Consider the following 26557-nt stretch of genomic DNA (forward strand, 5'->3'; position numbering starts at 1 on the left):
CCGTATGATCACCAAGGCACTTGAGAATCTGGTAAGGCATGCGGAAGCTTGGCCTCGCGAAGACCAGGAGGAGCTTGCTGATTACGCCCGCGTCATCGAGGCGCGGCGGACTGGCGTGTATGCGATGTCGGAATCAGAGCGCAGCGCGGTCACAGCGGGCCTAGCAGAGGCCGATCACGGCACTTTCGTAGATGAGGATACCGTTCGCGCGGCCGACACCCGCCGCAGGCTATGAAGGTCCGATTTACGCGGCAAGCCTTTGCCGAACGCGAGGCGATTTTCAACTACCTCGAAGAGCGGGCGCCTCAGGGCGCCCTTTCAGTCATTTCTCGGATCCACGCTGGGATTTCGCGACTTGCCGAATTTCCCGAAAGCGGTCACGCGACCGACATCCCTGGCGTTCGCGTCCTCTTCATAGGCCGCTACCCTTATAAGGTCTTCTATCGTGCCCGTGCCGACGCAATTGAGATCCTGCACATCCGGCATACCTCAAGGAGACCCTTTCCCTACTGAGCCGATCCGGGAACACCCGGCGAGGGCTCGGAAGACCTTGCTCCGCCTTCGCCGCGTTGCTCCGGCCTCAAGCCGCCTCGGCCAAACACTTCGCACATGTCCCACGAAACTCGATCACCGCCTTCTTGGCGGCGAAGCCGGTCGAGCGCACCCATTCGTCGAGCCGGTGGCCGACATCATGGTCGGAGAACTCGGTCACCTGGCCGCAGGTGTCGCAGATGGCAAACGCCGTCATCGAATGGCTGTGGTCGTGCGGCTCGGCACAGGCGACGAAGGAATTGAGGCTTTCGAGCCTGTGCACGAAGCCGGATTTCACCAGCGTGTCGAGCGCCCGGTAGACCTGCAGCGGCGCGCGAAAACCGCGCTCGCGCAGTTGGTCGAGCAACGTATAGGCGCTGAGCGGGCCGCTGGCGGCCTCGAGCTTCTCGAGAACGCAAAGCTGGTTCTTCGTCAGTACATCCCTTGCCGCCATGATCCTGTTCCAAGCCGCTCCGTGCCGATCGCTGCCATTTCGCAAGCAGTCGGACCTCTTCCACTGAGATAGCGACGAACTGCCATTTTTGCTACTGTTTCTATTCGCAGCCGGTGGTCGGCTGGCCGGCGGCGCCATATTCAAAATACTGACAAAATCCTCGGCCAGGCTGGCCGTGCTTGGAAATTCGATCGGGCTTGGGGAAGCAATCATGATCAAAGTGACGCGGCGGACGCTGCTTGCCGGCACGTCCGCGCTGGCCGCTGCCGGCCTGGTGCCGTTTCGGGCATTCGCAGCGGCGCGCACCTACCATGCGCTGCTTGTTGCCTGCACCGATTACCCGAACCTGCCGAAGAAAAACTGGCTGATCGGACCGAAAAACGATGCCGGCCTGGTGCGCGATTACCTCCTGGGGAACACGCCCGCGCCGGTAAAATTCCTGGCCGAAAACATCACGCTGCTCGCCAAGGATGTCGAAGGCGCCAACGGACCGCCGACACATGCGGCGATCAAGGCGGCGTTGGCCGATCTTGCCGCCAAGGTCCAGCGCGACGATTTCGTCTACCTGCATTTGTCCGGTCACGGCGCGCAGCAGCCGGCAGCGAACAAGGGCGACGAGACGGACGGCCTCGACGAGATTTTCTTGCCGTCCGACATCGACAAATGGGTCAACCGCGAAAAGGGCGTGCCCAATGCGCTGGTCGACAACGAGATCGGCACCGCGCTCGACGTTATCCGCGACAAGGGCGCCTTTGTCTGGGCCGTGTTCGACTGCTGCCATTCCGGCACGGCGACGCGCGCCGCCGAGGTCGACGACGAGCTGGAACGCAAGGTCGAGTTCGCCGATCTGGTCGGCGGCGACGACGCTGCCAGGGCGGCTGCGGTGAGAGCCTACGACGAGATTGCGTCGGCCGCGCCGCGCGGCTTTGACGACGACGGGCAGCGCAAGCCGGCCTTCAAGCTGACGCCGACCGGCGCCGAGCCGACCACCAAGGGCAAATTGGTCGCCTTCTACGCGGCGCAGACGGTGGAGACGACGCCCGAGATGCCGCTGCCCAAGGGCACGGCCGATGCACCGCGTTTCGGCCTGTTCACCTTCACCATCCTGTCGAAACTGGCCGAGAACCCCAACATCACCTATCGCCAGCTCGGCCAGGCCGTGCTGCAGCAATATTCGGCGGACGGCCGCACCCGGCCGACGCCGCTGTTCGAAGGGGAACTCGACGCACGCGTCTTCGGCACCGACAAGACAGACGCGGTCATGCAATGGCCGATCGTCATCGAGAACGACAAAGCCACGATCAGCGCCGGGTTGCTGCAACGCCTCACCCCCGGCAGCAGGCTCGCAATATTGCCGTCGGCGCTGTCGCCGCTGTCCGAGGCGCTTGGCTATCTCCAGGTTCAGTCGGCGAAAAACCTGGAAAGCCGGGTCAAGCCGGTCGAGTTCGGCGGCAAGCCGGCGCTCAAGCTGGCCGATATCCCCGCCAATGCCTATGCACGGCTGGCCGAGCTCGCCGTCGACTACAAGCTCGTGGTCGCGCGGCCGGCTGCGGCCAAAGGCCTCGAGAAAGAGGCCGCGCTGGCGAACTCGGTTCTCGACGAACTGGCGGCCAGGAAGAGCTCAGGGTTTCACATCGCGCTGGTCGAGCCGGGCAAGAGCGCAGATCTGCGTCTCGCAGTGCTGCGCGAGAACGCCATTGCCGGCGCCGCAGAAGATGCCACCGACGCGCCGGCGCTGTGGTTCCTGCCGGCTTCGGGCGACATGACGCTCAAGGGCGGCAGCAAGCCGCCGTTGATCGTCATTCATCCGGACGGCCGCGAAAAGTTGATCGAGGCCGCCGCAGGGAATCTGACGAAAATCTTCCGCGCCATTGGCCTGTCGAGGCTGGCCGCCGCCTCCGATTATCGGCCGGAAGAGGTCAGCGTCGAGTTCCGGATCAAGCGTTTTGACAGCGACACGCTGCAGCCGATCGAAGCGTCGACTGTGCCGCGTGTTTCGCCCGACGATCAGGTCCACGTACTGGCCAGGAACGGTTCGACCAACCTGGTCGACATCAACGTGCTCTACGTCGGCTCCGACTATTCCATCCAGCATTTTCTTGCCGAGCGCCTGACCGAAGGCGCCGTGCTCGAGGAAGGCCTGTTCAAATTCACCGACACCGGCTTCGGCATGGAGCGGATGATCGCCGTCTTGACCGAAGCACCGCCGCAGAGCGAGAAGCAGGATCTGAGCTTCCTGTCGCAAGAGGGCGTTGTCTCGGTAACGCGCGGACTGGGACAGCCAAGCTTCGCCGACATGCTGGCCGATATCGGCATGGCGCCGGCGACACGGTCGGCCATGCGGCTGACCGACGACAAGGGGTCGAAGGGCGCCGTGATGATTTTTCCGATGGAGACCGTGCCGCGCGCCTGAGGCGCGGTCAGGTGCCCGGCCGGGCCTCTTGCCTAATCGGCTGATAATGAACATTCTTCGACCACCGCTGTCGGCGGCCGAACGGAACGGGTGAGGGCGTTCGTGAACAGGATCGTATTTTCGTGGCGCGCAACAACCGCCGGCCTTGTCGCCGAGCTGTTGCTGGCCGCCAATGCTTCGGCGGACGAGGCTTGCGGCCTCTGCGCCAAGGAGGTCGTCATCAATTCCGAACTGGCGAGCTGCTTTCTCGACCAGTACGACCGGATCGCCAAAACCGGCAACACCGCCGTTGTCGTCGATCTCAGCAGCTGCGCCTCGCGCGGCGTGGTCGAGCCGTTGCCGTCGCCGGGCAAGGCGCAGGTGGAGCCTGACCTGCAGTTCATCGTTTCGCGCACGCAGCTGGATTGCCTGAAGAAGAAGCTGGAGACCCCGGGCATCGTGCTCGACCCGTCCGCCACCATAGAATTGGACAGCTGCGGATGACGAAAGCGGGGGGCAACGCAACGCAGCAGGCAGTGACGGCGCCGGTACCGCAAAAGAAGCCGGTGTCGCTGCCGGAAACCGTCGAAGGCCTGCCGTGGGTGAGCAATCACGAGGTCAAGAAGGAGGCGAACCCATTCACCGATCGCGACTGGCGCATGCTCGTCTATGCCTGGTCCGGATTGCTGGTGCGCCTGGCGATCATCTTCACCTTGATCTTTTCGGTCTACCAGTTCCTGGCGAACCAGGAGCAGAAGCGCGTCGAGCAGACGATGTCGCTGGTCGAGCTCTGGGAAAGCAAGGATTACCAGCAGGCGCAACGGGCCCTCAAGCAACGCCTGGCGGCGCTCAACGCCAAATACGGCAATCTGCTCAGTGCCAATCCGACGCCGACCGAGGAACAGGTGTTCAGACAGCGCATCGGCATCGAAGCGATGAGCGCTACCGGCGGCGACATGCCGCTTGCCGACTTCAGCGACAATTTCGACCGCGTCGTCTATTTCCTCAACCGCCTTTCCTTCTGCGTCGAAGGCAGGCTGTGCTCGCGCGACGTCGCCGACTCCTATTTCCGCGACTATGCCGCTTCCTTCTGGAGCTATTTTGCCGGCTATATCGATAAGGAGCGCAAGGCCGGTTCACCGACTTTCGCCCAGCCGATCGAGAACTATGTGCGCCAGGCGCCACCCTCGGCCCAGTCCAGATAATTCCCGAAAATGCGAAAGCCGGCGACGGAAATGCTCCGCCGCCGGCCGGTTTTCCGCGACGATCGCGGCGGAAACTCTGCAGGCCTATTTGTACAGGCTGTTGATCCACTGGACGTTGATGGCGTTCAGACGCACGGCGGTATTGGCATCCGGGCTCTCGGCCACGTTCACGCCGGTGATGACGCGCTGCTTGGAGCCATTGTCATAGGCATAGACCGAGCTGCCGCTCGACCCGGGATAGGTGTCGCAGTCGTACTGGAAATACTCGGTGGCGATGTTTTCGGCGTGCACTTCGCAGGTCGCCTTCCACATCGTGCCCATCGGCTTGTCGCCGGGATAGCCGATGATGTTGGCGGTGAAATCGCCGAGGTCGTCATAATTGGCATAGCCGAGCCAGCCGAGGTTGGTGCCGACATCCTGCTTCAGGGTGACGATGCCGAGATCCCACGGCACGACCGAGCCGTAAAAGCCCTGGTAATTGTCGATGAAGCCCTGGATGACATAAGCGCTTTCATAGGTGAAGGCGCCGAACGGCGCGTCGTCGGCAGTCTTGCCGTTGAGAGCCGGCACGAACAGGATATCGTCGAGCCAGGCCTTGTCCTCGTGGCTGTAGAGGCAGTGCGCCGCGGTGAGCACCGTGCGCGGGCCGATCAGCGTCGCCGAGCAGCTGCCATAGCTGCCGCTCTTCGATTTGCCTTCGAGATAGCCGATCGCGGTGAACGGGTAGGTTTTGGTATTCTTGATCTGCTCGCGGTCGTCCGTGCCGAACACCTGACGGCCAGCCTCTTCGCCTCCGCTCAGTCCGGAATTGTCGGACTTCTGCCCGTCGGCGGGCGCGTTCATGTCCTTGATGACAAGGTCCTTCAGCGTCTCGTTCGGGTCAATCTTGATGTCCTTGCCATCGGCGGAGCGGCCGACGATGCCATAGGATTTGACGGCCGTTGCTTCGTCGGTGAGCGGCGCGGCGCGGTTGGCCTCGTCGTCGGTCAGTTTCGGCGGGGCGATTGGTTTCGCCCGGCCGGGCTTGTAATCGCCCGATGTTACATCCCGCATGCTTTCGCCGTTGCCGGCATTGGCGGAACCTGGATCGGCAGCCAAGGCAGGAACCGCCCACATTGCGGTGGAAAGCAACGCGGACGCAATAATGCTATGTGTCAGTTTTGTCATGGTGAGACTCTCCCAAAAGTCAGCAAGGACTGGATCAAGATACAGAAATATTGTCGAGATCGTGGTGGCGCAAAAAAATGAAATTGGTTACCGGTGCCTTTACCGGGCCATTATTCAGTGCAGCCAGTTTAGGTCCCCGCCAAAAATGCCTGCAACGGTATACTGCCTAAAATAATCCAACATTGGCAACGACAAATTGCTTCCACATAGCCCGTGGGGGGCTATAGGATTTTGGGCGGGTTGGCTCGACAGCACGACTAGCAGAAATGGTGCTCGGCTTTGTGACGGATCGTGCTTCGCCGTGGAGCATGATCTCACCGGCCGGTTCCATTTCAGTGGACCATGCGTCGGCGACTGACCTGTCGGGAACATCGTCTCAGGGGGTTCGAGGTGAAGATCATCCATAGGTTCAGACCGATTGCCGCCGCCGCGCTGCTCGGCATCGCGGCGGCCTTGCCGGCCGTCAAATCCGTTCATGCCACGGACGCGGCCGCTCGGCCGGAGGCGGCGATCTCGCCGATGAAACGCGTGGCCGAGGCCAGGGCCAAGGCCAGGGCGGAGAACCCCGACGGCGCCGATCGCGTCTACGGCGGCAAAGAGGCCGAGAAGGGCGCTTACCCGTTCCAGGTGGCATTGCTGACCACCGGCAAACTGGACAAAAGCCCGGCCTCGCAGGCGAATGCGCAGTTCTGCGGCGGCAGCCTGATCGCGCCGCAATGGGTGCTGACGGCGGCGCACTGCCTCAATGACGACGGCGAGCCGATTTCGCCTGATGTGGTCACCGTGCTCACCGGCGCCACCGATCTGAGCGAGGGCAAGCGCTACAAGGCGGTGGAGATCATCGTCAACGAGGGCTACAGCGAGCAGACGCTGGACAACGATCTCGGCTTGATCCGGCTGGCCGCGCCGGCCGATGCCCCGACCATCAAAATTGCCCGTGAGCCGACACCAGACGCCGGCAAGACGACGGTCGCCGGCTGGGGCAAGATGCAGGACGGAACGTTTCCCACCGCACTGATGGTCGCCGACCTGGACCTCCAGCCGAACGCAACCTGCAACAGCGGCATCAAGGCGATTTATGCGCATGATTTGAAGGCAGCGCTCGGCGAACTCGCCCGCCGCATGCGTTATTCGGAAAGGGGCATCGAGGCGGCCGCCAACGCGATTGCAGCCGATATGGCCGATCCGCTTACCGGCAACATGATCTGCGCCGGCACGGCCAGCGGCGAGCGCGACGCCTGCAATGGCGACAGCGGCGGACCGCTGTTCGTGACCGGCGCCGATGGTCCGGTGCAGGTCGGCGTCGTCAGCTGGGGCGAAGGTCCGGCCGACGGCGGCACCGCCTGCGGCCACAAGAACGCCTACGGCATCTACACGCGGCTGGCCAATTACACCGGCTGGATCGAGGAGAAGATGAAGACGGCGGCGCCCGCAGCGCCCAAAGCCCTCGGCACGGCGCAGAAGCCCGCCACGCCCTGACCGGTGTCATTTGCTGAACCAATGAACAGCGGGAGCAATCCCTCTGGTTCTTTCCCAAAACCCGGTTCTGTCCCAAAAACCTGGGGTCGGGACTAGAACCAGCGATCGCGGCGCTGATCTGTGGCGGCCAGGGTGAGGCCGAGTAGCGCTCCTACGGCCGCTCCGAGGATGAATGCCGACGATATTGTGCCGGGATTCTCCTGGACCACGCCCGACACCGTCTGCGCCCTGTTGCGCAGGGCTTGTGCTGTCCGAGAGGCGCGCTCGGCAGCGTTGTCATACCAGCCGCCGGCGTCTTCGATCGCCTCTTCCGCGCGTTCGGCCAAGGTCCGATTGATCTTGTTGATCTCGCGCCTCAGCTGCGCGACCTGCTTCTCCAGGGCTTCCTGAGCTTCACGTTGAGTCATCTTCGGTGCTGCGGATTCGTTCGGTTCGTCGGCCATTGTAATCTCCTTTGCTCAGGCTCGGCTCAACGGCCGGCCCACTGTGCAGGTTCCTCCGCAAAACGCGTATGTCCGGTGTTTGTTCGGTGAGAAACCGGCTTTTGTCCGGCATGTCTGCGAATTCGGCATCAACATCGGATCGTTCCGGCGCTCCCCGCGTTGGTGAAAACGCCACAAGGGAGGAACCGTCATGGACAATGACCGGCATGAAAAGATTCGGCAGCGAGCCTATGAAATCTGGATGCGCGAGGGCCGCCCGGATGGCGCGCATGAGCGTCATTGGCAGCAGGCGAAGCAACAGCTTGGCCTCGACGACGCGGACGGTCCGGCGGGAACGATCGCCAGCTCCGACGTTCTGACGGTCGAGGCACTGGCGATGCGCACCGGGATAACCGGTGATCAGGCGCAAGAGCTGATCGACAGGCTGGGCAACGACAGGGCGACGCTCGAGCAAGCCGCGCGGAACCTCAAGGCAGCCGAAAGTTAGCCGCTGGCCACCGTGTCGAAGACAGCTACCAGTTCGCGCTGCCGCGTCTTTTCGATGAAACCGGACCGCAGACCGTCGTCGCCTACTTCCTCGGCGGCCCCTTGCGCTCGGCCGATGCCGCCCAGAGATTGATGTCCGACTCGCGGGCAAAGGTGTCGATCTCGGCGAGCTCGGCATCGCTGAAGTCGAGCGCCTTCAGCGCGCCGACGCAATCCTCGACCTGTTCCGGCCGGCTGGCGCCGATCAGCGCCGACGTCACCCTGCCCCGGCGCAGCACCCAGGCCAGCGCCATCTGCGCCAGCGTCTGGCCGCGGCGACGGGCGATGACGTTCAGCGCCTCGATATTGGTGATCGACTTGTCGTTGATGAATGCCGGGCGCAGCGACTTGCCCTGGCTGGCGCGGCTGCCGTCGGGGATGCCGCCGAGATATTTGTCGGTCAGCATGCCTTGCGCCAGCGGCGAGAACACGATCGAGCCGACACCAAGCCCCTCCAGCGTATCGAGCAGGCCATCATCCTCGACCCAGCGGTTGAGCATCGAATAGCTCGGCTGATGGATCACGCAAGGCGTGCCGAGCTGCTTCAATATGTCGGCGGCCTCGCGGGTGCGCTGCGAATTATAGGAGGAAATGCCGGCATAGAGCGCCTTGCCCGAGCGCACCGCGTGATCGAGCGCGCCCATCGTTTCCTCCAGCGGGGTGTCGGGGTCGAAGCGGTGCGAATAGAAGATGTCGACATAGTCGAGCCCCATCCGCTTCAGGCTCTGGTCGAGGCTGGCCAGGACATATTTGCGGCCGCCCCATTCGCCATAAGGCCCTGCCCACATTTCGTAGCCGGCCTTGGTCGAGATGATCAGCTCGTCGCGATAACCGGTAAAGTCCGTCCGCAGGATCTCGCCGAACGCCTGCTCCGCCGAGCCGGGCGGCGGGCCGTAATTGTTGGCGAGGTCGAAATGCGTGATGCCGAGATCGAACGCCCTGCGCGCGATCGCCTGCTTGGTTCTATGCGGCGTGTCGTTGCCGAAATTGTGCCACAGCCCAAGCGAGATCGCCGGCAGCTTCAGGCCGGACCGCCCGCAGCGATTGTAGACCATCTTTTCGTAGCGGTTTTCGGCGGGAACATACGGCATGGGAAATCCTCATATCGAAACGAGCCGACAGCTGCCGCCGCGACAGTGGGGCAGTCGAGCTTGCCACCCTTAGCCTCTCCTCGCGCAAACGGGGAGAGGCTTTTTGCGGTGCTTGGGCGGCGCGCCGCCTACTTGGTTTTCTGCTTCGCCAGCAGCTCCTTCGCCGCCTTGACGCCGAGTGCCGCGGGCCGCTCGCAGCTGGTCTGCATGGCGACGAACTTTCCGGTCTCGCCCGAACGCAACAGGCCGGTCATGACGTCGGCGGCATGCAGCGCCAGTTCCATCGAGCAGCGGTGCGGCCGGCCTTCCCTGATCGCGATCGCCATGTCGGCCAAACCGGCGGTGCGGTAGTTGGCCATCATGCCTTGCGAATGCATCTCGTTGGGCACGCCGAACGGATGCGGCCATTTCGGCAGCTTCTTCACCGGCTTGGCGGCATCGGTGTAGCGCACCTCGCCGCCGAAGAAGTTCGGATCCGGCACGAACACCGTGCCCGCCTCGCCATAGAGCTCCATGGGCGCGTGGCCGTGGCTCCAGACATCCCAGCTGGTGTTGAGCGTCACCACGGCGCCGTTCTCGAATTCCAGCACGCCGTGGATCGTCGTTGGCGTGGAGACCGGGATCTTTTCGCCGGCGCGCGGCTTCGAGCTGATGATGCGTTCCGTCATCGGGATCGAAGCGAAGGCGGCGACCCGCTTCACCGGCCCGATCAGCTGGATCAGGTTGGTGATGTAATAGGGTCCGATGTCGAGCACCGGCCCGGCGCCCGGCTGGAAGAAGAAGTCCGGATTGGGGTGCCAGTGCTCCATGCCATGGCTCATCACATGACAGGTGCCGCTGGTGATCCTGCCGAGCCTGCCGGTGTCGATCAGGTCGCGGACAAGCTGGTGCGCGCCGCCGAGGAAGGTGTCGGGCGCCGAACCGATGCGCAGCCCCTTGCTTTCCGCCCGTTTTTTCAGGTCGAGCCCTTCCTTGACCGACAGCACGAAGGGCTTCTCCGAATAGACGTGCTTGCCGGCGTCGAGGATCTGCTTCGACACCTCGTAATGCACCGCCGGAATGGTCAGGTTGACGATGATGTCGATATCGTCGGCCTTGAGCAGCCCCTCGACGGTCTCGGCGCGCAGCTTGAACTCTTTTGCCCGCGCTTTCGCCGCTTCCATGTTGATGTCGGCGCAGGCGCGCATCTCGATGCCGCGAAACAGCGGCGCCAGCGAGAAATACGCCTTCGAGATGTTGCCGCAGCCGATGACGCCGATGCCAAGTTTTGTTGCCATGCTGATGTGCTCCTAATAGGTCTTGGCGGCTGCGATCGAGCGGCGGGCGAAGCGCTCGATATCGTTGGGATTGTCCTGTTCCATGACGTAGTATTTTGCGGCGCTTTTGGCGCGTAGCGCCTTGATCAGGCCGGGCCAGTCGATGGTGCCGTGGCCGATGTCGGACCAGCCGTCCTCGTCGAGGCCCTCGCCCGGCTTGGCCAAGTCCTTGACATGGACGGCGACGATGCGCTTGCCGTGCTTCTCGATCCAGGGCAGCGGATCGACGCCGCCGCGCACCACCCAGGCGACGTCCATCTCCCAGCCGATGTCGGGCGCGGAGGACAGGATATGGTCCTGCGGCACCGAGCCGTCGGCAAGCGCCTTGAACTCGAAATCATGGTTGTGCCAGGCAAAGCCATAGCCGGCTTTCCTGGCCGTCTCGCCGACCTTGGCCAGGCGTTCGCCGAAACCGCGCCAGCCGGCTGTGTCGGCCGGCCTGAACTCGGCGTTCAGGAACGGGCAGATGAGCAGCGTGATGCCGAGCGCGTCGGCCGTCCTGCGCACGCCGTCGAAATCCTTCTCGAGCGCGTCGATCGAGAAATGCCCGGTCGGCATGGCGAGCCCGTTTTTGTCGAGCTCGGCACGGAACGCCTTGGGATCGTCATAGACGCCGCCGAACCCTTCGACTTGGCTGTAACCAAGCTCCCCCAGCATCTTGAGCACGCCCTCCCAGGGCTGGAAATTGCGGGCGCTGTAAAGTTGGAATGACCAGTTCATCGTCTCTGTCCGTTTTCTTGTGGATGGTTAGTTTGGGGGGATGAGTCTTGCGGGAGTAGAAGAGTCTTGGGAGGCTAAATCATGCTCTAGAGGCGGTTACCTGTGGCCGCGTCGAAAAGCGAGGCGCGCATCGGGTCAAAACCGATGCCGACCGCCTCGGCGTTGTTTGGCGTGCGCTCGGCTGTCACCCGCACCGTGAAATTCTGGCCGGCGAGCTTCAGCCAGACCAGCGTGTCGGAACCCATGGGCTCGACGACCTCGACATTTGCCGTGGCTGCGAACGGCCATCCCGTGCCGCTGTTGAACGCCACGTGCTCGGGGCGGATGCCGAACACGGCCGGCCCTGGCACCGGGTCCTTCTCGAAAGCATAGGTGGCAAGCGGTATCCGCACATCTTCGGCGACGAAGTGCCAGTCGCCTGCCGCTTGCTCCAGTCTGCCGTCGAGGAAGTTCATTGCCGGCGAACCCAGGAAGCCGGCGACAAACCGGTTGACCGGCCGGTTATAGATGGTCTGCGGCGCATCGAGCTGCTGGATGACGCCGCCCTTCATCACTGCGATACGGTCGGCCAGCGTCATCGCCTCGATCTGGTCGTGGGTGACGTAGATCATGGTGTTCTCGAGCTTGCGATGCAGCAGCTTGATTTCGACGCGCAATTCCGCGCGCAGCTTAGCGTCGAGATTGGAGAGCGGTTCGTCGAACAGAAAGACATCGACGTCACGCACAAGTGCGCGCCCGATCGCCACGCGCTGGCGCTGGCCGCCGGACAGCGCCGCCGGCTTGCGATGCAAAAGCGGTTCGATCTGCAGGATCTCGGCGGCCCGGGCGATGCGCTTGGCGATCTCGTCCTTGGCGAGGCCGGCAACGCGCAGCCCGAACGACAGGTTCTTCTCCACCGTCATCTGCGGATAGAGCGCGTAGGACTGGAACACCATGCCGATGCCGCGATCCTTGGGCTCTTCCCAGGTGACGTTCTTGCCCTTGATGAAGATGCGGCCTTCGGAAACGTCGAGCAGCCCGGCAATGCAGTTGAGCAAGGTCGACTTGCCGCAGCCGGACGGGCCGAGCAGCACGATGAATTCGCCTTCGGCAACATCGAGGTTGAGCGTCTGCAGCACCGATATCGCACCGAAATTCAGCGACAGGTTCTGGATCGAGACGCTGGTGCCGTTTGCCGCAATGCTGCCGTTTGCGTTCATCGCCATCATCCTTTCACCGCGCCGGCGGCGATGCCGCGCACAAACAATTTTCCAGACAGGAAATAGACGATCAGCGGCACCAGGCCGGTCAGGATGGTGGCTGCCATGTTGACGTTATATTCCTTCACGCCTTGCACCGAGTTGACGATGTTGTTGAGCTGCACCGTCATCGGATAGGTGTCGGGGCGGGTGTAGACGACGCCGAACAGGAAGTCGTTCCAGATGCCGGTCACCTGCAGGATGATGGCGACGACGAAGATCGGCAGCGACATCGGCAGCATGATGCGGAAATAAATGCCCCAGAAGCCGGCGCCGTCGACACGCGCTGCCCGGAACAGCTCCTCCGGCATGGAGGTAAAGTAGTTGCGGAACAACAGTGTGAGGATCGGCATGCCGAAGATGGAATGGACGATCACCAGGCCGCTGAGGCTGCCGTAAAGGCCGACTTCGCGCAGGATGATGACGATCGGATAGATCATCACCTGATAGGGGATGAAGGCGCCGACGATCAGGATGATGAAGAAGGTGTCGGCACCTTTGAAGCGCCAGTTGGCAAGCGCATAGCCGTTCACCGAGGCGAGCGCGATCGACAGGATCACCGACGGGATCGTGATGCGCACCGAATTCCAGAAGCCACGCGACAGCCCGTCGCAGTTGAGCCCGGTGCAGGCGCTCGACCAGGCCTTGACCCATGGCTCGAAGGTGATCTCCATCGGCGGCGAGAAGATGTTGCCGAGGCGTATCTCGGGCATGCCTTTGAGCGACGTCACCACCATCACATAGAGCGGCAAAAGATAGTAGAGCGCCACCACGATCAGCGTGCCGTAGAGGAAGATGTTGCGGCGCGAGAACATATGCCGCGGCTTCGGCCCGCTCGGCCCGTAGGCTTCGAGCCCGCCGGCGCCGGCCGGCAAGGAAACGGTATGGTCAGACACGCTTCTTGCCTCCAAACTCGAGATAGGCCCACGGCACGATGACGATGATCACCGACAGCAGCATCATGGTCGAGGCGGCGAACCCCTGACCGAGGTTCTGGGCGAAGAACATGTAGTCATAGACATATTTGGCCGGGACTTCGGAGGCGATGCCGGGCCCGCCGCTGGTCTGGGCGACAACCAGGTCATAGATCTTGACGATACCGGCAGCGATGATGACCAGCGTGGTGATGAAGACCGGCCGCATCATCGGTATGATGATGAACAGATAGGTCTTCCAGGTCGGTATCCCGTCGACCCGCGCTGCCTTCCAGATATCCTCGTCGATCCCGCGCAGGCCGGCCAGCATCAGGCACATGATGAGCCCGGTGCCCTGCCAGAGAGCGGCGATCAATATGCCGTAGATGACGATGCTGGAATCATAGAGCGGATTGAAGCTGAAGCTCGTCCAGCCGAGGCTGCGCACCACTCCCTGGACACCGAACTCGGGGTTGAGCAACCACTGCCAGACGAGACCGGTGACGATGAAGGAGAGGGCGAAGGGATAGAGGAAAATGGTCCGGAACGTGTCCTCGAACCGGATCTTCTGGTCGAGCAGGGCGGCAAGCAGGAAGCCGATCACCAGCGAGAACAGCAGCGACAGCACGCCGTAGATCAGCAGGTTCTCGATCGAGACCAGCCAGCGCGGCACCGACCACAGCCGGTAGTACTGGTCGAGCCCGACGAAATTCAGCCGTGGCAGCAGCTTCGAACTGGTGAAGGAATAAAGCACCGTCCACGCGCTGCCGCCGACAAAGATCACCAGCGCGGTGAGGATCATTGGGATCGAGGCGATCTTCGCATTGAGGTTGCGAAAGAGTTGGCTAGGGCGTTCGCTCTTGCTCATCTGCACAGCCGCGCTGGATCGGGTAAGGGCCGGAGGGTCAAGAGGCCTTGACCCGAGCTCCCGACCCTGCGCTCGCAGGGGCGGGAGTGAAGTGGTTGGTCGATCGCTCAATCGGCCGAACCGACAATGGCGGCGAAGCGCTTCTGCGCATCTTCCACGGTCATGTCCTGCTTGGCGAAGAACTCGGAGAAAAGATCCTCCTTCTGCTTCTGCGTATCCTGCGAAAGCAGCTGGTCGGTCCAGGGCATGACATTGCCCTTGGCGAGAATTTCGAGCCCCTTCTTCATGCAGTCGTTCGCCGCCTTGAGGTCGACGTCGCCGCGCACCGGCAGCGAACCTTTCTTGAGATTAAAGGCGACCTGCGTCTTGGGATCGAGCAGCGTGTGGGCCAGCACTTCCTGTGCCTTCGATTTTTCGGGATCCTTCAGCAGCGGGAAGTAGAAAGCGTCGCCGCCGGTGGCGATGACCTCGTTGAGACCGAGGCCCGGAAGGCAAGTATAGTCCTTGCCGGCGGTCTGGCCGGCAACCTGGAACTCGCCCTGCGCCCAGTCACCCATGATCTGGCCGCCCGCCTTGCCGGTGATGACCAGATTGGTGGCCTGGTTCCAGTCCTGCACATTGGTGTTCTTGGCCATCTTGCGGGCGTCGTCCGCGGCCTTGAAGACCTTGGCGACCTCGGGCCCAGCGGCGAATTCCGCGTCCTTGTCCTTGTAGACCTTGAGGAAGGCGTCGGTGCCGCCGACCGCCGCAAGCAGCACGTCGAAAGCGCCGGAGGCCTGCCAGGGCTGGCCGCCGACCGCTAGCGGCTGGATGCCTGCCTTTTCAAGCGCGGGCGCGGCAGCGACATATTCATTCCAGTTCTTCGGCACCGGCACGCCGGCTTTTTCGAAGGCCGCGTTCGACAGCCACAGCCACTGCCAGGAGTGGATGTTGACCGGCACGCAATAGATCTTGCCGTCGAGGGTACAGCCGTCGAGCAGGCTCTTCGGCTGCACGATTTCCGTCCACTTTTCCTTGGTGGCGAGATCGGTGAGGTCGCGCATCAGCCCGGCCTGCACCAATTCTTCCGCCTGCCGGCCGTGATTGAACTGGGTCGCGCCCATCGGGTCGCCGCCGGTGATGCGGCTGATCATGATCGGCCGCGCCGTACCGCCGGAGCCGGCGATGGCGCCGTCAACCCAGTGATTGCCGGTTGCGTCGAAAGCCTTGGCGAGTTCGGCGACCGCTGCCGCCTCGCCGCCGGAGGTCCACCAATGGGTGACTTCCAGATCCGTCGCGGCCGCCGGGCCGGCAAATTGCAGCGCGACCGTCGCAGCCAGCGCAGCAGTCATGAGTTGGTATCGCATTTCGTTCCTCCCAGAATCTGAAACGTTACAGATTTTCGATACGGCAATTGCTTGAGGCGCGCAACCCCTCAGGCGAAGGTGGCATCAAGTTTTTTCGAAGCGCGAATAAAATCGCACGGCGCGTCGGCCTACCGCATCGCAACAAGAGGGGTTGCACTGCAAAATGGAATGCTGCGACGCCAAAAAATCGGAAAAGCCCGTTCCAATCACGGTTTTGCACCGACTGCAGCACCGCTCGTTCTGCATCTGACACCAGTGATATGGCGATGGTCGTGACAATCTGTAACGTTTCAGTATATAGCGGTTTCATTCAGTGAGGGCCCGCGGCGAACCCGCGGCCGGCCGATTGCCGGCCTGCCCGGCAACTGCTATGCGCCTGACGGGGCGGGATGAATGAACAGGCATCAAAAAGAGAAGGCCGACGAAGCGTCGGGCCCGGGCCGGCCGACACTAAAGACGCTCGCCTTCATGACCGGGCTGGGCGTCACCACCGTGTCGCGCGCGCTGAAGGACGCGCCCGAGATCGGCGCCGAGACCAGGCGGCGCGTCCAGCTTGTCGCCAAGCAGATCGGTTATCGGCCCAACCGTGCCGGCGTCCGCCTGCGCACCGGCAAGACCAATGTCATCAGCCTGGTGCTCAACACCGAGCACGAGATCATGAGCTTTGTCTCGGATATCATCTACGGCGTTTCCGAAGTCATAGCCGACACGCCCTACCATTTGATCGTGACACCCTACTCGCGCTCGCAGGATCCGCTCGACCCGATCCGCTACCTCGTGGAAACCGGTTCAGCCGACGGCGTCATCATTTCGCGCACGCAGCCGAACGATCCGAGGGCCCGTTATATGCTGGAGCGCGGCATCCCCTTTGCCACGCATGGCCGCACCGATATGGGGCTGATCCATCCCTACCATGATTTCGACAATTACGCTTTCGCAGCCGAGGCAGTGCGCCATCTGGCCGGCCTCGGCCGCCGCCGCCTGGCTCTGTTGGCGCCGCCGGTCGAGCTGACCTATCACGGCCACACGCTCGCCGGCTTTGCCGATGCGCTGAGCGAGGTCGGCGCCAGCGAGATTCCGTTCAACACCGTTTCGATCGATCATTCGATCGAGCAGATCAGAATGCGGACCGCGCAGCTGATGCGCCGCGAAAACCGCCCGGACGGTTTCATCAGCAGCGCCGCCGCCGCGACGCTCGCCATCGTCGCCGGCATCGAAGACGCCGGCCTCAAGCTTGGCCGCGATGTCGATGTGGTGTCCAAACAATCGTCGGAGCTTCTGCACCTGTTTCGCAGCGAATTGCTGGTCGTCAACGAGAACTTCCGGCTGGCCGGCGCCGAACTCGCCCGCTCGGTGCTGGGCTGGATCGGCGGCGCCGCACCCGGCACCCTGCAAAGCCTGAGCGAGCCGGGCGAAGTGCAGGCCTATCGCCGCTCCGATTAGAGCGGGATATGTTCAAATTGAACTGGGCTCCATCTATTTGTCTTAGCCGCATTTCTGCGACGCCAAGTGATTCCACTTGGCTGCAAAATGCGCGCTGCTGACTGGCTACCTTGGGGCCGTGAGCTGACTGGCAGCTTGCGGCAGAGGATGTCATTGAATCGGACCTCCACCGTTGCACCTGAATATTTGGCAGCCACAACTGCCGTCGATATTATGGGGCCATGAGATTCCATTCCGACGGACCCGCCATACCTGACATCCTTTTAGAACGAGCTGACGCTGGTCGCGTCGTGTTCCTTTGCGGGGCGGGTGTTTCATTGCCCTCGGGTATGCCCAGTTTCATCGGTCTCACCCAACATGTAATCGAATTCTTCGATCCTCCCGAGGACACAGAGATCATGTCCGCTTTCCAGCCGTGGCTGGATGACCCGTCGGGCGCGAATGTGCCGCTGGATCAAATCTTCAACCTGCTACACCAGGAGTACGGCAAGGACGAGGTGAACGCTCTAGTCACTGAACGGCTCAGTGCTCCCCCATCAGCCGATGAGGTTGGACGAGAGCACCGTCTAATCAAACGGATATCCTCGAACCAGAGCGGCGCGCCGCAGATCGTCACAACCAATTTCGATCTTTTATTCGAAACAGGAACGCCCGCCGGAGAGATGATCTACCACGTCCCTCCCGCATTCCCTGACCTTGCCTTCGGAACGACGATAGAGGGCATCACTTACCTGCATGGCAGGTTATCAGACGTAAGTTCCGCACATCATCCCTATGTATTGAGTAGCGCAGACTTCGGTCGCGCTTATCTTTCTGAAGGATGGGCGACCAATTTCATCAGAAACTTGCTGAGCCGCTACACCGTAGTCCTTGTTGGCTATCAGGCCGAGGACCCGCCGATCAGATATCTGCTCCAGGGGCTCAACCACGACGGGCTTTATGATCGCTCTCGTCTCTATGCGTTTGATCGGGGGTCGCCTGAAGATATCGAAGCCAAGTGGCTTGATCGAGGCGTAACGGCCATAGCGTATACAGATCATGCCCATCTGTGGACAACGATGGAAGCTTGGGCAGATCGCGCCGACGATCCACGTCAATGGCGGGCATCCGTGATAGCGGCCGGCCGACAGGACCCGAAGGAGATAGCTCCTCACCAACGCGGTCAAGTTGCCCATGTGCTTCGTTCCGTGCAGGGCACAAGATTATTCTCAGAAACCGAACCCGCACCCCATCCGGAATGGGTATGCGTAATGGATGCGAACGTTCGGTCTGCTAAGCAGAGCAGTGGCTACGGAAAACACGCTGAGACGTTCGATCCAAGACTTGCCTATGGGCTCAATGACGATTTGGAAAACATCTCGGAAGAGGATCGTCGGCAAGGCGTCAGCAACGACAACCTTCTTGTTTGGCGGCCAGGGGATGACAATCCGCACGAGCTCCATCGCCTCGGTGGAAGGCAAGCCGATGGCTTTGAGGCAATCCCGGTCAGACTATGGCATCTCATCACCTGGATAGGTAAGTCTATCAACAGCCCTGTGTTGGCGTGGTGGGCCATCCGCCAAAACGGGCTGCATCCGCGACTGCTGCAACAAATCGAATGGCGTATTGAACATTCAGCGGCCCTCCATGAGCGTACTCGCCATGTCTGGAATTTGATTCTAGAGCACCATCGCGACCCTCGTAACCGCCATTGGGACGGCAACTGGTTCGACCTTAAGAAAAGGATTGCCATCGAAGGCTGGACGTCCAGCGTTCTGCGCGATCTTCGACAAGCCTCCACTCCCAGGGTCGATATCAGACCTGCGTTTGGCCTCGGCAGTTCCAGACCGCCGACGGCAACTTGGGACGACATCCGTCTCAGTGATCTTGGCCAGTTCGAGATCAAGTTTCTTGAACGGCATAACGAGCACCTAGAGGTGCCTAATGAGGCATTGCCTCGAGTGTTCGGCATCCTGGAAGACCAGCTTGCCGTTGCCTCCGGCCTGCTCGCGGATATCGAGACGGTCTACTTTCAGACGCCCACCTGTTACCCAGACCGAGAGGTCAATGGCCGAGAACACGTTGCGAAAGCGTCGGAAGCCATGACGTTGTTCATCCAGCTATTCGACCGGATCGCTGACCGTCGACCAGATTTGGCCAATGCCCACGCCACGACCTGGCCTGAATCGGACAGGTACTTCTTCCGCAAACTCAAGCTGTATGCTTTCGCCAAAAGTCACGTCTTCGATGCCGACCACGTTGCCGAGGCCGTGCTGGCCTTCGATCAGGCATCGTTCTGGGACATCGATGTCGTCCGGGAGTTTCTGTTCCTACTTGCGGACAGGTGGCCCGAATTTTCGCCGGAGCACCAGGATCGACTGACCGAGCGCATTCTGGCCGGTCCTGATCAACTCTCCCATTGGTCAGATGAAGAGTATCTCGCCGTACGAGACGGGTTCGCAGCACGGTACGGCAGATACCTTGAACTACAGGGTTGCGTTCTTTCAGCCGACCATATGGCTCGGCTCGTAGATATCATAGAAGGCATTCCGCGATGGAACGATGGGTGGGCGACCTCGACGGTCACCCAAAGAGGCTCGCATGTTGGCTGGGTCGGGACAGATGAGACGCCGGACGCGCTTCTGGACCTTCCAGTAAACGAGATCGTGCCTCGGGCAAAGGATGACTTCAAGCGCGACTTCGGCAGCTTCACCGAGAAGCGCTCGTTCACCGGGCTTGTGAAAACCAGACCGGCGACGGCGCTGTCTGCGCTGACCGTCGCCGGAAAGGCGGGCGAATACCCACAGACGTTCTGGTCGTCCATGATTGACGATCTGCCCGAGGATATCTCACCTCGGCTGAGACGTGTGTTCCTCCACAGGCTGGCCCGACTGCCGCATAGCGTGATCGCGGAGTTGCGACACACCCTGGGGCGTTGGCTCGAACAGAAACTCGTGTCGGTGCTTGAGTTCGACGATGGTCTTGGTTGGCCCGTCTACGATCACATCGTTGACGGCATTCTGAGCGGTGGAGCGGACGCCGCAGAGAGTGGTCTTGGTGAGGTTCGCCAAGGCGACGAAATCGTCGAACGGTCTAGGCGAACCGTCGATCATGCAATCAACGGCCCCCTGGGAATGTGTACAGAGGCGCTTTTCCATGCTGTGCCTGAAGAGACCCAACAAGCAGGATCATTGATTGCCGAGTACATCAAGATTCGCGTCGAGCGCCTCTTCGCAGCACCTAGTGACGGTTCGGATCACGCTGTGTCGATTGCGATGAGGAGACTGAACTGGCTCGTATACGTCGATCCCATTTGGGCCCAGGAACGCCTCATTCCCATGTTGGCGTTCGATCACCCAGCCTCGGAACCGGCATGGAACGGGTTCCTTCACGGCGGACAAGTGCCATGGCCGCCTTTAGCAGAGATCATCAAGCCTCTGCTGACTGACCTCTTCCCATGGATCGATGGATTTTCTTGGGATCCTGACCTCTCGAATGTTGCGGCGCAGTGGCTCGGCTTCATGCGTGTCTTTCGCCCTGATCAGCCAGACGGTTTGACCAGACGAGAGATGCGCACCGTGCTGCGGTCCATGGCTGATGAGTCTCGGAACCGGTTCATCTTCTGGCTTGGTGAGGTTGGCCAGAAAAACGAAAATGGCTGGACCGAGCTTGTCGTCCCGTTCATCAACGAGGTCTGGCCCAGGGAACGCAGGTTCCGCACCTCGGCGTCGATGAGAGCTTGGATTGGCCTTCTCGATGACACAGGCGACAGCTTTCCAGCCGTGTATGGAGCCGTGAAGAAGTTCTTGGTGCCTGTGGAGACGAATGACCATCCGTTCTATCGATTCACCCGAGAGATCAACGATGAAGAACCGCTCACGACACGCTTCCCCGAAGCGACTCTCGATCTGATGAACGCCGTCACGCCCCAGGTCATCACTCGGCCACCCTACGAGTTGCCGAAAGTGCTGGCTGTAGTCGCCGAGACAAATCCGGCGCTAACCTCAGACCCTCGCTACTTGCGACTCATCGATCTGGTCGAGCGAAGCTGACTTCATTTCTTCGAAGGGCTGCTTACAGCGAGCGGAATTGAGAACTCAACGTCCGACTTGAGGCGCAGTCCCGACGTCCAGATGGCGAACCGCCGGACCGGCCCGAGAACTCCCAACGGCGCGCTTGAGATCACCCGCGCGCGGCTCTACTAGTCCGAAAACCTCACGCTCACGCCGCGCTGCCGAAAATAGGCCTGCATCAACTTGCGCCCCGAGCGGTTGTTCTGCGCCAACTTGGTCGGATCGAACACCGCCTGTTTTATCCCTTCTCGTGTCAGCGCCGCTTTAAGCGTCGCGATATGTACGTCGATGTCGGCATTATCCGCCCGCAGCGAGGCATAGATACTTTCGGTCGCCTGGGCCACGGTCGGTTCGCTCACAGGTGTCGTCCTTTGGTTGGTTGAGCGGCGGCTTACCACAGATTCGCGGCTCCGCCGATACCGATGAGACCGTCAATCGTCTCTACCGGCATAGCAGGTTCCTGGCGCGAACCGACACCCAGTTGGTGGCTGGAGATATCTGCCTTCTGACAACCGCAAAATTGGACTCTAGGTCCAAGTCGCGGCGCTAGCCGCCCGCTCCGCTCCCCCAGGGCCCATGGAAAGCGCCCTGCCCATCGATGCGCTCGAAGCCGTGCGCGCCGAAGAAATCGCGCTGCGCCTGGATCAGGTTCGAAGTGCCGCGGCCCTGCCGGTAACTGTCGAAATAGGCAAGTGCAGATGACAGGGCCGGCACCGGCGAGCCGGCTTCGGCCGCCCTTGCGACGACACGGCGAAGTGACGGATGCGCCTCCTGCATCAATGAGACGAAAGCCGGCGCCATCAACAGGTTGGTGGCTGCGCCGCCGCCGCCGAAGGCCTCCGCCATCGTATCCAGCAATTGCGAGCGGATAATGCAGCCGGCCCGCCATATCTTGGCGATGACCGGCATCGGCAGGTTCCAGTTGAATTCCTTCGACGCGCCGCTCATCACCGCGAAGCCTTGCGCGTAGGCGGCGATCTTGCCAGCAAACAGAGCCAGCTCGAGATCGGCGAGCAGGGCGTCCCTGTCTCCGGAAATCTTGCTCACGCCGCCGGCATAGACCTTTTCGGCGGCAAGCCGCTCGTCCTTGATCGACGACAGTACGCGTGCCGCCACAGCCGCCTCGATCGCGGTGGCCGGGATGCCGAGCTGCTGCGCCTCGATCACCGACCATTTGCCGGTGCCTTTCTGGCCGGCGCGGTCGAGGATGATGTCGACCACCGGTTTGCCGGTCTTGGGATCGTCGGCGGCCAGCACCTTGGCGGTGATCTCGATCAGGTACGAATTGAGCCTGCCCGTGTTCCACTGGGAAAACACCTCAGCGATCTCTTTCGGCCCCATGCCGAGCCCGTCGCGCAAGATGCCGTAGATCTCGGCGATCATCTGCATGTCGGCATATTCGATGCCGTTGTGGATGGTCTTGACGAAATGGCCGGCGCCGTCGGTGCCAAGCCACGCCGCGCAAGGCTCGCCCTTGAACTTGGCCGAGATCGCGGTCAGCACTTTTTCGACGCGCTTCCAGGACTCTTCGGTACCGCCGACCATGATCGAGGGACCGTGGCGTGCGCCCTCCTCGCCGCCGGACACGCCCATGCCGATGAAGGTCAGGCCCGAATCGGTAAGCTCGGAGAAGCGCCGCATCGTATCGCGGAAATTGGCATTGCCGGCGTCGATGACGATGTCGTTGGCCGACAGCACGCAGCGCAATGCTGCGATCTGCTCGTCGACCGGCTTGCCGGCCAGCACCATGATGATGATCGGCCGCGGCGGCCGGATCGCGGCGGCCAGTTCCTCGAGGCTGTAGCAAGGCACCACCCTATCCCTGAGCGCGCCGGCATTTTCGACAAAGGCATCGGTGCGCGCCGCCGTGCGGTTGAAGACGGCGATGCGGTGCCCCTTCTCGGCGATGTTGAGCGCCAGGTTGGAGCCCATCGTGCCAAGGCCGATCAGGCCGATTTCGGCTTTTTCCATTGTTTCTTCCCTGCTTTCGGATCTTGTTGGTTTGAGCCGGCGATTGGGTTGGATGCCCATTCTTGATGACGATGATTGACGGGGGTTCGCGGCCGCGTCAACCGCCTCGCCGAATTGTCTTGCGTGGGCCAGCGCTCTCGTCACGGCCTGATGTCGATCGGCGCCTCTATCTTCACCATGTCGAAATCCGAGACCAGGATATCGAGCCGCGCCGTCCACCGGCCGGGGACCGGAATGACGAGATCGTCGACGCGCCAGGTGCCGTCGCCGGGCTTGGTCGCCGGGCGCTTGATGGGCTCGATGCCGGAATCGGGCTTTGACAGCACCAGCGTCACCTGCTTGGCGTCGAGCGGGCCGAAATCGCCGGTCATGATGAAGATCGAGGCGGCAACAGGCCCGGCGTGGCCGGGCGCAATGCTGAGGTCGGCCATCGCTTGCAGCGTGTGGATATGGACCGATGCCGGCTGTGCGGCGGCGATAGCCAGCGCGCGCGGCGGCGGCGTGAAGCGCCAGCCGGAGGCAACGCCGAAGATCGCCACCACGATCAGCACCTCGATGGCGATCGAGCGGGCCAGCCGCCTCTGGACCTCGGTATTTCCTGCCTCGGCCGGGGCCGTGAGCTTAAAGCGGTTGACGGCGGCAAGCGTGAACAGAAAGACGAGCAGCACCAGCTTGATCAGCAGCAGCCGGCCATAAGCGGTGTGGACCAGCGCCGGCAGCGTCTGCACCTGGATAGCGGCGAGCACGATGCCGGCTGCCGCAAGCACGGCCACGACGAACAGGATCGCTCGCGAAAACCGGCGCAGCAACGGCCCGGCTTTGTCCGGCTGCCGTTTCAAGGCAAGACCGAGCGGCGCCAGCGCCCCGGACCAAATCGCGATACCAGTGGCGTGCAGAAACACCATCGGCCGGGTCAGCCATTGCGGCTCGGCGGCACTGGCATGCCCGCTGGCGGCAAGTGCTGCGCCAACGCCAACCAGTCCGGCCAAGGCCAGCGGCTTTGCGTCGGCGGGCGGCATGACCAGCGATAATAGGCTCAGGCCGAGCGCCATCAGCGCGATCAGCACCGTCCAGCCGAAGCTGGTTCCAAGCCCGGTCTGCCAGATGACCGGCTGCGCCAGCCGGGCAAGCGGGGCGCCGAGTGCATCCAGCCCCTGGAAACCGAGCGACAAAAGTGCGGCGGCCAGCCCGCACAGGATCGCGGCGACGATCATGTTCTGGCCGGATCGGCCGCCTTGCGCCAGCCAGCCTAGCGCAAAGGCACCGCCGACACCGAAAAACAGGCCGATGTATAGAAAAACCTTGCCGATCCAGATCGCCGTTCGAAGCGCCCGGTCGACAGCTTCGGAGGCGGCCGGCGCAGCACTCGGCGCACCGACCGAGAACAGCACCGAGCCGCCGACCGGATGGCCGTCGGCGGAGATTACCCGCCAGCTCAGCACATGCGTGCCCGACGTCAGCGCCTGCGGATTGTCGATCTCGACAGTCTGGCCACTGAGCCGGAAAGAGCTCAGCGGGATCGACGTCCCGTCGGGCCGCACCAGTGTCAGCACCAGCGGCGAAACCGGCTCGCTGAAGGTCAGCGACATCTGCGACGGGCTCTGCGCCAGCACCGCACCGTCAGCCGGCTCGGCCTTGATCAGCGCCGCATGGGCGAAGGCTGCGTTTGGCGCGGCAATGGTGGCAAGCAGCACAATCGCGGCCAGCAGGCCGATGGCAAGCCGGCCGGTTGTGCAGGCCGTTCGCACGATGGATGCCGCGCTCATGTCACCGCCACAAAGACAGCGGCGCGCTCTTTCGGATAGAGCGCGCCGCGTAAGGATCACTTCTTCGGCAGCAGCTTGAGGCCGGGCGCCGGAAATTCCAGCGCGTCCTCAGCCTGCCCGGCCGCCGGAATTTCGATCCAGCGATCGGCAACGCCGTCACATTCCTGCACCACCGGGAAATGCAGCATCTGGCCTGCCGGCAGATCCGCCGCCAGTGTCGCGCGAAAGACGAATTCGTCGTAGAATTCGTCCGGCAGGCTGCCGGCGCTCCAGTCGACCTCCTTGACGCCGCTGGTCACTGCCTGGCCGTAGAGCTGATAGGACTTCTCGTATTTGCCGTTCTTGACCTGCAGCGTCCAACCCGGCTTCGGCATCGGTTTGACCGAAAGCACCCCTTCCGGGATCTGCACGCGCACGGCGGTCGTTGCCTTGCCCTCGCAGCCATGCGGCACCCGAAGAACCGCCTTGTAGGTCGAGCCCACCGCCGCCTCCGGCGTTTCGAGCGTGATGTGGGCAAAGGCCGCGCTGGTCCCGAGGACAAGAAGCACGCAGCCGGGCAAAAGAGATTTCTTCATGATGGTACCTCTCGAAGCGGCCAAGTCAGTCGTCGTCCTGGGGCGCCGCGCTGCCGATGCCTTGCACGGCGAATTCAATCTGCACGGGCCCGGCTTTTTCGAAGGTCAGCGTGGCGGAGAACGTTTCGCCCTCCTTGGGCTGCCGCTTCAAATCCATGAACATCAAATGATAGCCGTTAGGCGCCAGCGCGACCTTGCCGCCAGCCGGGATTTCGAGGCCGCCGGTGACCGGCCGCATGGTCATGACGCCATTGCTGACGCCCATCTCGTGCAGTTCGGCCTTGGCCGAAATGTCGGAGGTGATCGACAGCAGGCGATCCGCCGCACTGCCGGTGTTGGTGATGGTGAAGTAGCCGCCGGCCACCTTGGCGCCGGCTGGTGTGGCGCGCGACCAGGGGTGCCCGATCTCGAGATCGCCAAGCTTGAACTCGTGTGCCAACACCGTCTGGGCGCTGGCGAACAGGAGGGCAAGAACGCAAAGGGCGATGCCGAGACGCTGCTCGAAACTACCCAGTGAGAAGCGCCTGCGGCTGGATGCGGCAGCGCGAAAAGAGTGAGACATGATTGCTCCGTGGACTTTAGGGGATCGCGCCGATGGCCGGTCGCGAACGATGTCGATAAACGCGCCGGCAAAGCGTTGCGCGGCGCGAACCAGAACGGATCAGGCCGTCGCCGGTGGTGCACGCGGATTGGACGGAGTGCGGGCGCGGGCGAAATCGCGATGCCGGAAGGCCGGCAGGAAAAAGGCGATGGTTTCGATGGAAAGGCTGCGAGCCAGGCTCCCGCCTGCATCCAGCGGCGCGTAGACCGCCGAAACGAGATTGCAGCCAAGCATGCAGCAAGCCGGCATGTGCTGCTGATGCGGATCGCCGGCGGGGAGTTGCGCCGCACCGTCATGGGTGCAGATCGTGTTGCCAAAAGCATCGAATTGCGAGGCGTTCGGCGCGACGCCGGAAGCAAACGCGCCGAATATCGACTGGAGCATGAAAAGCCACGCCGCGGCGAACGCGACCGGCATGCTCCATCGTCTCCGGCGTATGGTCAAGAACCAGCCTCTTCAC

The 26557-nt window shown here is 62.3% G+C and carries 25 protein-coding genes; 9 read left to right on the top strand and 16 right to left on the bottom strand.

The annotated features are described in order from the left end of the window. Positions 1–4: 4 nt before the first annotated feature. Positions 5–235: a hypothetical protein gene (locus NKH90_RS07170; RefSeq protein ID WP_352502674.1), complete on the top strand. Its 231-nt coding sequence runs from the start codon at positions 5–7 to the stop codon at positions 233–235. After that, a complete protein-coding gene (locus NKH90_RS07175; RefSeq protein WP_352448351.1) occupies positions 232–513 on the top strand; it encodes a type II toxin-antitoxin system RelE/ParE family toxin in 282 nt (93 codons plus the stop codon). The genes NKH90_RS07170 and NKH90_RS07175 overlap by 4 nt, the downstream gene beginning before the upstream one ends. A 67-nt stretch (positions 514–580) precedes the next feature. Here NKH90_RS07175 and NKH90_RS07180 read toward each other — a convergent pair whose 3' ends face one another. Beyond that, positions 581–985, bottom strand: a complete 405-nt coding sequence (locus NKH90_RS07180) for a Fur family transcriptional regulator (protein ID WP_023675234.1) — start codon at positions 983–985, stop codon at positions 581–583. A gap of 211 nt (positions 986–1196) precedes the next feature. Between NKH90_RS07180 and NKH90_RS07185 the strand changes: the two genes are divergently transcribed. From NKH90_RS07185 to NKH90_RS07195, 3 genes are all read left to right on the top strand, one after another. Continuing rightward, on the top strand, positions 1197–3398 hold the full coding sequence (locus NKH90_RS07185) for a caspase family protein (RefSeq protein WP_352818342.1): 2202 nt from the start codon (positions 1197–1199) through the stop codon (positions 3396–3398). A gap of 102 nt (positions 3399–3500) precedes the next feature. Continuing rightward, entirely contained in the window at positions 3501–3881 is a 381-nt protein-coding gene (locus NKH90_RS07190) for a hypothetical protein (RefSeq protein WP_352818345.1), read from the top strand. Then, positions 3878–4582 carry a DUF4760 domain-containing protein gene (locus NKH90_RS07195; protein ID WP_352814526.1) on the top strand — a complete coding sequence of 235 codons (705 nt, stop codon included), beginning with the start codon at positions 3878–3880 and terminating at the stop codon, positions 4580–4582. Before NKH90_RS07190 ends, NKH90_RS07195 begins: the two co-directional genes overlap by 4 nt. 84 nt (positions 4583–4666) lie before the next feature. Here NKH90_RS07195 and NKH90_RS07200 read toward each other — a convergent pair whose 3' ends face one another. After that, positions 4667–5749 carry a trypsin-like serine peptidase gene (locus NKH90_RS07200; protein ID WP_352474872.1) on the bottom strand — a complete coding sequence of 361 codons (1083 nt, stop codon included), beginning with the start codon at positions 5747–5749 and terminating at the stop codon, positions 4667–4669. 390 nt (positions 5750–6139) lie between these two features. Between NKH90_RS07200 and NKH90_RS07205 the strand changes: the two genes are divergently transcribed. Next, on the top strand, positions 6140–7228 hold the full coding sequence (locus NKH90_RS07205) for a S1 family serine peptidase (RefSeq protein WP_352818348.1): 1089 nt from the start codon (positions 6140–6142) through the stop codon (positions 7226–7228). A gap of 92 nt (positions 7229–7320) precedes the next feature. Here NKH90_RS07205 and NKH90_RS07210 read toward each other — a convergent pair whose 3' ends face one another. Next, entirely contained in the window at positions 7321–7671 is a 351-nt protein-coding gene (locus tag NKH90_RS07210) for a hypothetical protein (RefSeq protein ID WP_352474874.1), read from the bottom strand. Positions 7672–7861: 190 nt separating this feature from the next. On the opposite strand from NKH90_RS07210, the gene NKH90_RS07215 reads away from it, so the two are divergent. Continuing rightward, complete coding sequence (locus NKH90_RS07215; protein ID WP_352474875.1) at positions 7862–8158, top strand: DUF2934 domain-containing protein; 297 nt, start codon at positions 7862–7864, stop codon at positions 8156–8158. A gap of 82 nt (positions 8159–8240) precedes the next feature. On the opposite strand, the gene mgrA is transcribed toward NKH90_RS07215, so the two are convergent. The 7 genes from mgrA to NKH90_RS07250 all read right to left on the bottom strand — a co-directional run bounded on the left by mgrA (position 8241) and on the right by NKH90_RS07250 (position 15689). After that, positions 8241–9287, bottom strand: coding sequence for an L-glyceraldehyde 3-phosphate reductase (mgrA, locus tag NKH90_RS07220; RefSeq protein WP_352818353.1), 1047 nt, complete (start codon positions 9285–9287; stop codon positions 8241–8243). A gap of 128 nt (positions 9288–9415) precedes the next feature. Beyond that, positions 9416–10564: a Gfo/Idh/MocA family protein gene (locus tag NKH90_RS07225; RefSeq protein ID WP_352818356.1), complete on the bottom strand. Its 1149-nt coding sequence runs from the start codon at positions 10562–10564 to the stop codon at positions 9416–9418. Positions 10565–10576: 12 nt separating this feature from the next. After that, on the bottom strand, positions 10577–11323 hold the full coding sequence (locus NKH90_RS07230) for a sugar phosphate isomerase/epimerase family protein (protein WP_352818359.1): 747 nt from the start codon (positions 11321–11323) through the stop codon (positions 10577–10579). An 86-nt stretch (positions 11324–11409) separates the two neighbouring features. Beyond that, a complete protein-coding gene (locus NKH90_RS07235) occupies positions 11410–12522 on the bottom strand; it encodes an ABC transporter ATP-binding protein (protein ID WP_352448362.1) in 1113 nt (370 codons plus the stop codon). 5 nt (positions 12523–12527) lie between these two features. Continuing rightward, positions 12528–13457: a carbohydrate ABC transporter permease gene (locus NKH90_RS07240; protein WP_352818362.1), complete on the bottom strand. Its 930-nt coding sequence runs from the start codon at positions 13455–13457 to the stop codon at positions 12528–12530. After that, on the bottom strand, positions 13450–14343 hold the full coding sequence (locus NKH90_RS07245; RefSeq protein WP_352474879.1) for a carbohydrate ABC transporter permease: 894 nt from the start codon (positions 14341–14343) through the stop codon (positions 13450–13452). The genes NKH90_RS07240 and NKH90_RS07245 overlap by 8 nt, the downstream gene beginning before the upstream one ends. Before the next feature lie 107 nt (positions 14344–14450). Then, entirely contained in the window at positions 14451–15689 is a 1239-nt protein-coding gene (locus NKH90_RS07250) for an ABC transporter substrate-binding protein (RefSeq protein ID WP_352456792.1), read from the bottom strand. A gap of 393 nt (positions 15690–16082) precedes the next feature. Between NKH90_RS07250 and NKH90_RS07255 the strand changes: the two genes are divergently transcribed. Both NKH90_RS07255 and NKH90_RS07260 read left to right on the top strand, forming a co-directional pair. After that, a complete protein-coding gene (locus tag NKH90_RS07255; protein WP_352818367.1) occupies positions 16083–17132 on the top strand; it encodes a LacI family transcriptional regulator in 1050 nt (349 codons plus the stop codon). A 398-nt stretch (positions 17133–17530) separates the two neighbouring features. Further along, positions 17531–21163, top strand: coding sequence for an SIR2 family protein (locus NKH90_RS07260; protein WP_352818370.1), 3633 nt, complete (start codon positions 17531–17533; stop codon positions 21161–21163). A 149-nt stretch (positions 21164–21312) separates the two neighbouring features. Here NKH90_RS07260 and NKH90_RS07265 read toward each other — a convergent pair whose 3' ends face one another. From NKH90_RS07265 to NKH90_RS07290, 6 genes are all read right to left on the bottom strand, one after another. After that, on the bottom strand, positions 21313–21543 hold the full coding sequence (locus NKH90_RS07265) for a hypothetical protein (RefSeq protein ID WP_352456797.1): 231 nt from the start codon (positions 21541–21543) through the stop codon (positions 21313–21315). A gap of 187 nt (positions 21544–21730) precedes the next feature. After that, the gene (gnd, locus tag NKH90_RS07270) at positions 21731–23155 is read right to left on the bottom strand and encodes an NADP-dependent phosphogluconate dehydrogenase (protein WP_352818373.1); all 1425 of its coding nucleotides are present in this window, start codon (positions 23153–23155) and stop codon (positions 21731–21733) included. Between the two features lie 140 nt (positions 23156–23295). Next, complete coding sequence (locus tag NKH90_RS07275; protein ID WP_352818376.1) at positions 23296–24921, bottom strand: copper resistance CopC/CopD family protein; 1626 nt, start codon at positions 24919–24921, stop codon at positions 23296–23298. 56 nt (positions 24922–24977) lie between these two features. After that, positions 24978–25496 (bottom strand): YcnI family copper-binding membrane protein, encoded by a 519-nt coding sequence (locus NKH90_RS07280; RefSeq protein WP_352818379.1) that lies wholly within the window; start codon positions 25494–25496, stop codon positions 24978–24980. 25 nt (positions 25497–25521) lie between these two features. Next, on the bottom strand, positions 25522–26058 hold the full coding sequence (locus NKH90_RS07285) for a copper chaperone PCu(A)C (protein WP_352818382.1): 537 nt from the start codon (positions 26056–26058) through the stop codon (positions 25522–25524). Positions 26059–26157: 99 nt separating this feature from the next. Next, entirely contained in the window at positions 26158–26514 is a 357-nt protein-coding gene (locus tag NKH90_RS07290) for a DUF2946 family protein (RefSeq protein ID WP_352474099.1), read from the bottom strand. Positions 26515–26557 lie beyond the last annotated feature (43 nt).

This window comes from Mesorhizobium sp. M0898, assembly GCF_040319695.1.
Taxonomy (GTDB): domain Bacteria; phylum Pseudomonadota; class Alphaproteobacteria; order Rhizobiales; family Rhizobiaceae; genus Mesorhizobium.

What these genes read in the sequence shown, in the direction of transcription:
- NKH90_RS07170 (WP_352502674.1), top strand. Translation starts at nt 5, where the DNA reads ATGATCACCAAGGCACTTGAGAATCTGGTAAGGCATGCGGAAGCTTGG.
- NKH90_RS07175 (WP_352448351.1), top strand. Translation starts at nt 232, where the DNA reads ATGAAGGTCCGATTTACGCGGCAAGCCTTTGCCGAACGCGAGGCGATT.
- NKH90_RS07180 (WP_023675234.1), bottom strand. Translation starts at nt 985, where the DNA reads ATGGCGGCAAGGGATGTACTGACGAAGAACCAGCTTTGCGTTCTCGAG.
- NKH90_RS07185 (WP_352818342.1), top strand. Translation starts at nt 1,197, where the DNA reads ATGATCAAAGTGACGCGGCGGACGCTGCTTGCCGGCACGTCCGCGCTG.
- NKH90_RS07195 (WP_352814526.1), top strand. Translation starts at nt 3,878, where the DNA reads ATGACGAAAGCGGGGGGCAACGCAACGCAGCAGGCAGTGACGGCGCCG.
- NKH90_RS07200 (WP_352474872.1), bottom strand. Translation starts at nt 5,749, where the DNA reads ATGACAAAACTGACACATAGCATTATTGCGTCCGCGTTGCTTTCCACC.
- NKH90_RS07210 (WP_352474874.1), bottom strand. Translation starts at nt 7,671, where the DNA reads ATGGCCGACGAACCGAACGAATCCGCAGCACCGAAGATGACTCAACGT.
- NKH90_RS07215 (WP_352474875.1), top strand. Translation starts at nt 7,862, where the DNA reads ATGGACAATGACCGGCATGAAAAGATTCGGCAGCGAGCCTATGAAATC.
- mgrA (WP_352818353.1), bottom strand. Translation starts at nt 9,287, where the DNA reads ATGCCGTATGTTCCCGCCGAAAACCGCTACGAAAAGATGGTCTACAAT.
- NKH90_RS07225 (WP_352818356.1), bottom strand. Translation starts at nt 10,564, where the DNA reads ATGGCAACAAAACTTGGCATCGGCGTCATCGGCTGCGGCAACATCTCG.
- NKH90_RS07230 (WP_352818359.1), bottom strand. Translation starts at nt 11,323, where the DNA reads ATGAACTGGTCATTCCAACTTTACAGCGCCCGCAATTTCCAGCCCTGG.
- NKH90_RS07235 (WP_352448362.1), bottom strand. Translation starts at nt 12,522, where the DNA reads ATGAACGCAAACGGCAGCATTGCGGCAAACGGCACCAGCGTCTCGATC.
- NKH90_RS07245 (WP_352474879.1), bottom strand. Translation starts at nt 14,343, where the DNA reads ATGAGCAAGAGCGAACGCCCTAGCCAACTCTTTCGCAACCTCAATGCG.
- NKH90_RS07250 (WP_352456792.1), bottom strand. Translation starts at nt 15,689, where the DNA reads ATGCGATACCAACTCATGACTGCTGCGCTGGCTGCGACGGTCGCGCTG.
- NKH90_RS07255 (WP_352818367.1), top strand. Translation starts at nt 16,083, where the DNA reads ATGAACAGGCATCAAAAAGAGAAGGCCGACGAAGCGTCGGGCCCGGGC.
- NKH90_RS07260 (WP_352818370.1), top strand. Translation starts at nt 17,531, where the DNA reads ATGTCCGCTTTCCAGCCGTGGCTGGATGACCCGTCGGGCGCGAATGTG.
- gnd (WP_352818373.1), bottom strand. Translation starts at nt 23,155, where the DNA reads ATGGAAAAAGCCGAAATCGGCCTGATCGGCCTTGGCACGATGGGCTCC.
- NKH90_RS07275 (WP_352818376.1), bottom strand. Translation starts at nt 24,921, where the DNA reads ATGAGCGCGGCATCCATCGTGCGAACGGCCTGCACAACCGGCCGGCTT.
- NKH90_RS07280 (WP_352818379.1), bottom strand. Translation starts at nt 25,496, where the DNA reads ATGAAGAAATCTCTTTTGCCCGGCTGCGTGCTTCTTGTCCTCGGGACC.
- NKH90_RS07285 (WP_352818382.1), bottom strand. Translation starts at nt 26,058, where the DNA reads ATGTCTCACTCTTTTCGCGCTGCCGCATCCAGCCGCAGGCGCTTCTCA.
- NKH90_RS07290 (WP_352474099.1), bottom strand. Translation starts at nt 26,514, where the DNA reads ATGCCGGTCGCGTTCGCCGCGGCGTGGCTTTTCATGCTCCAGTCGATA.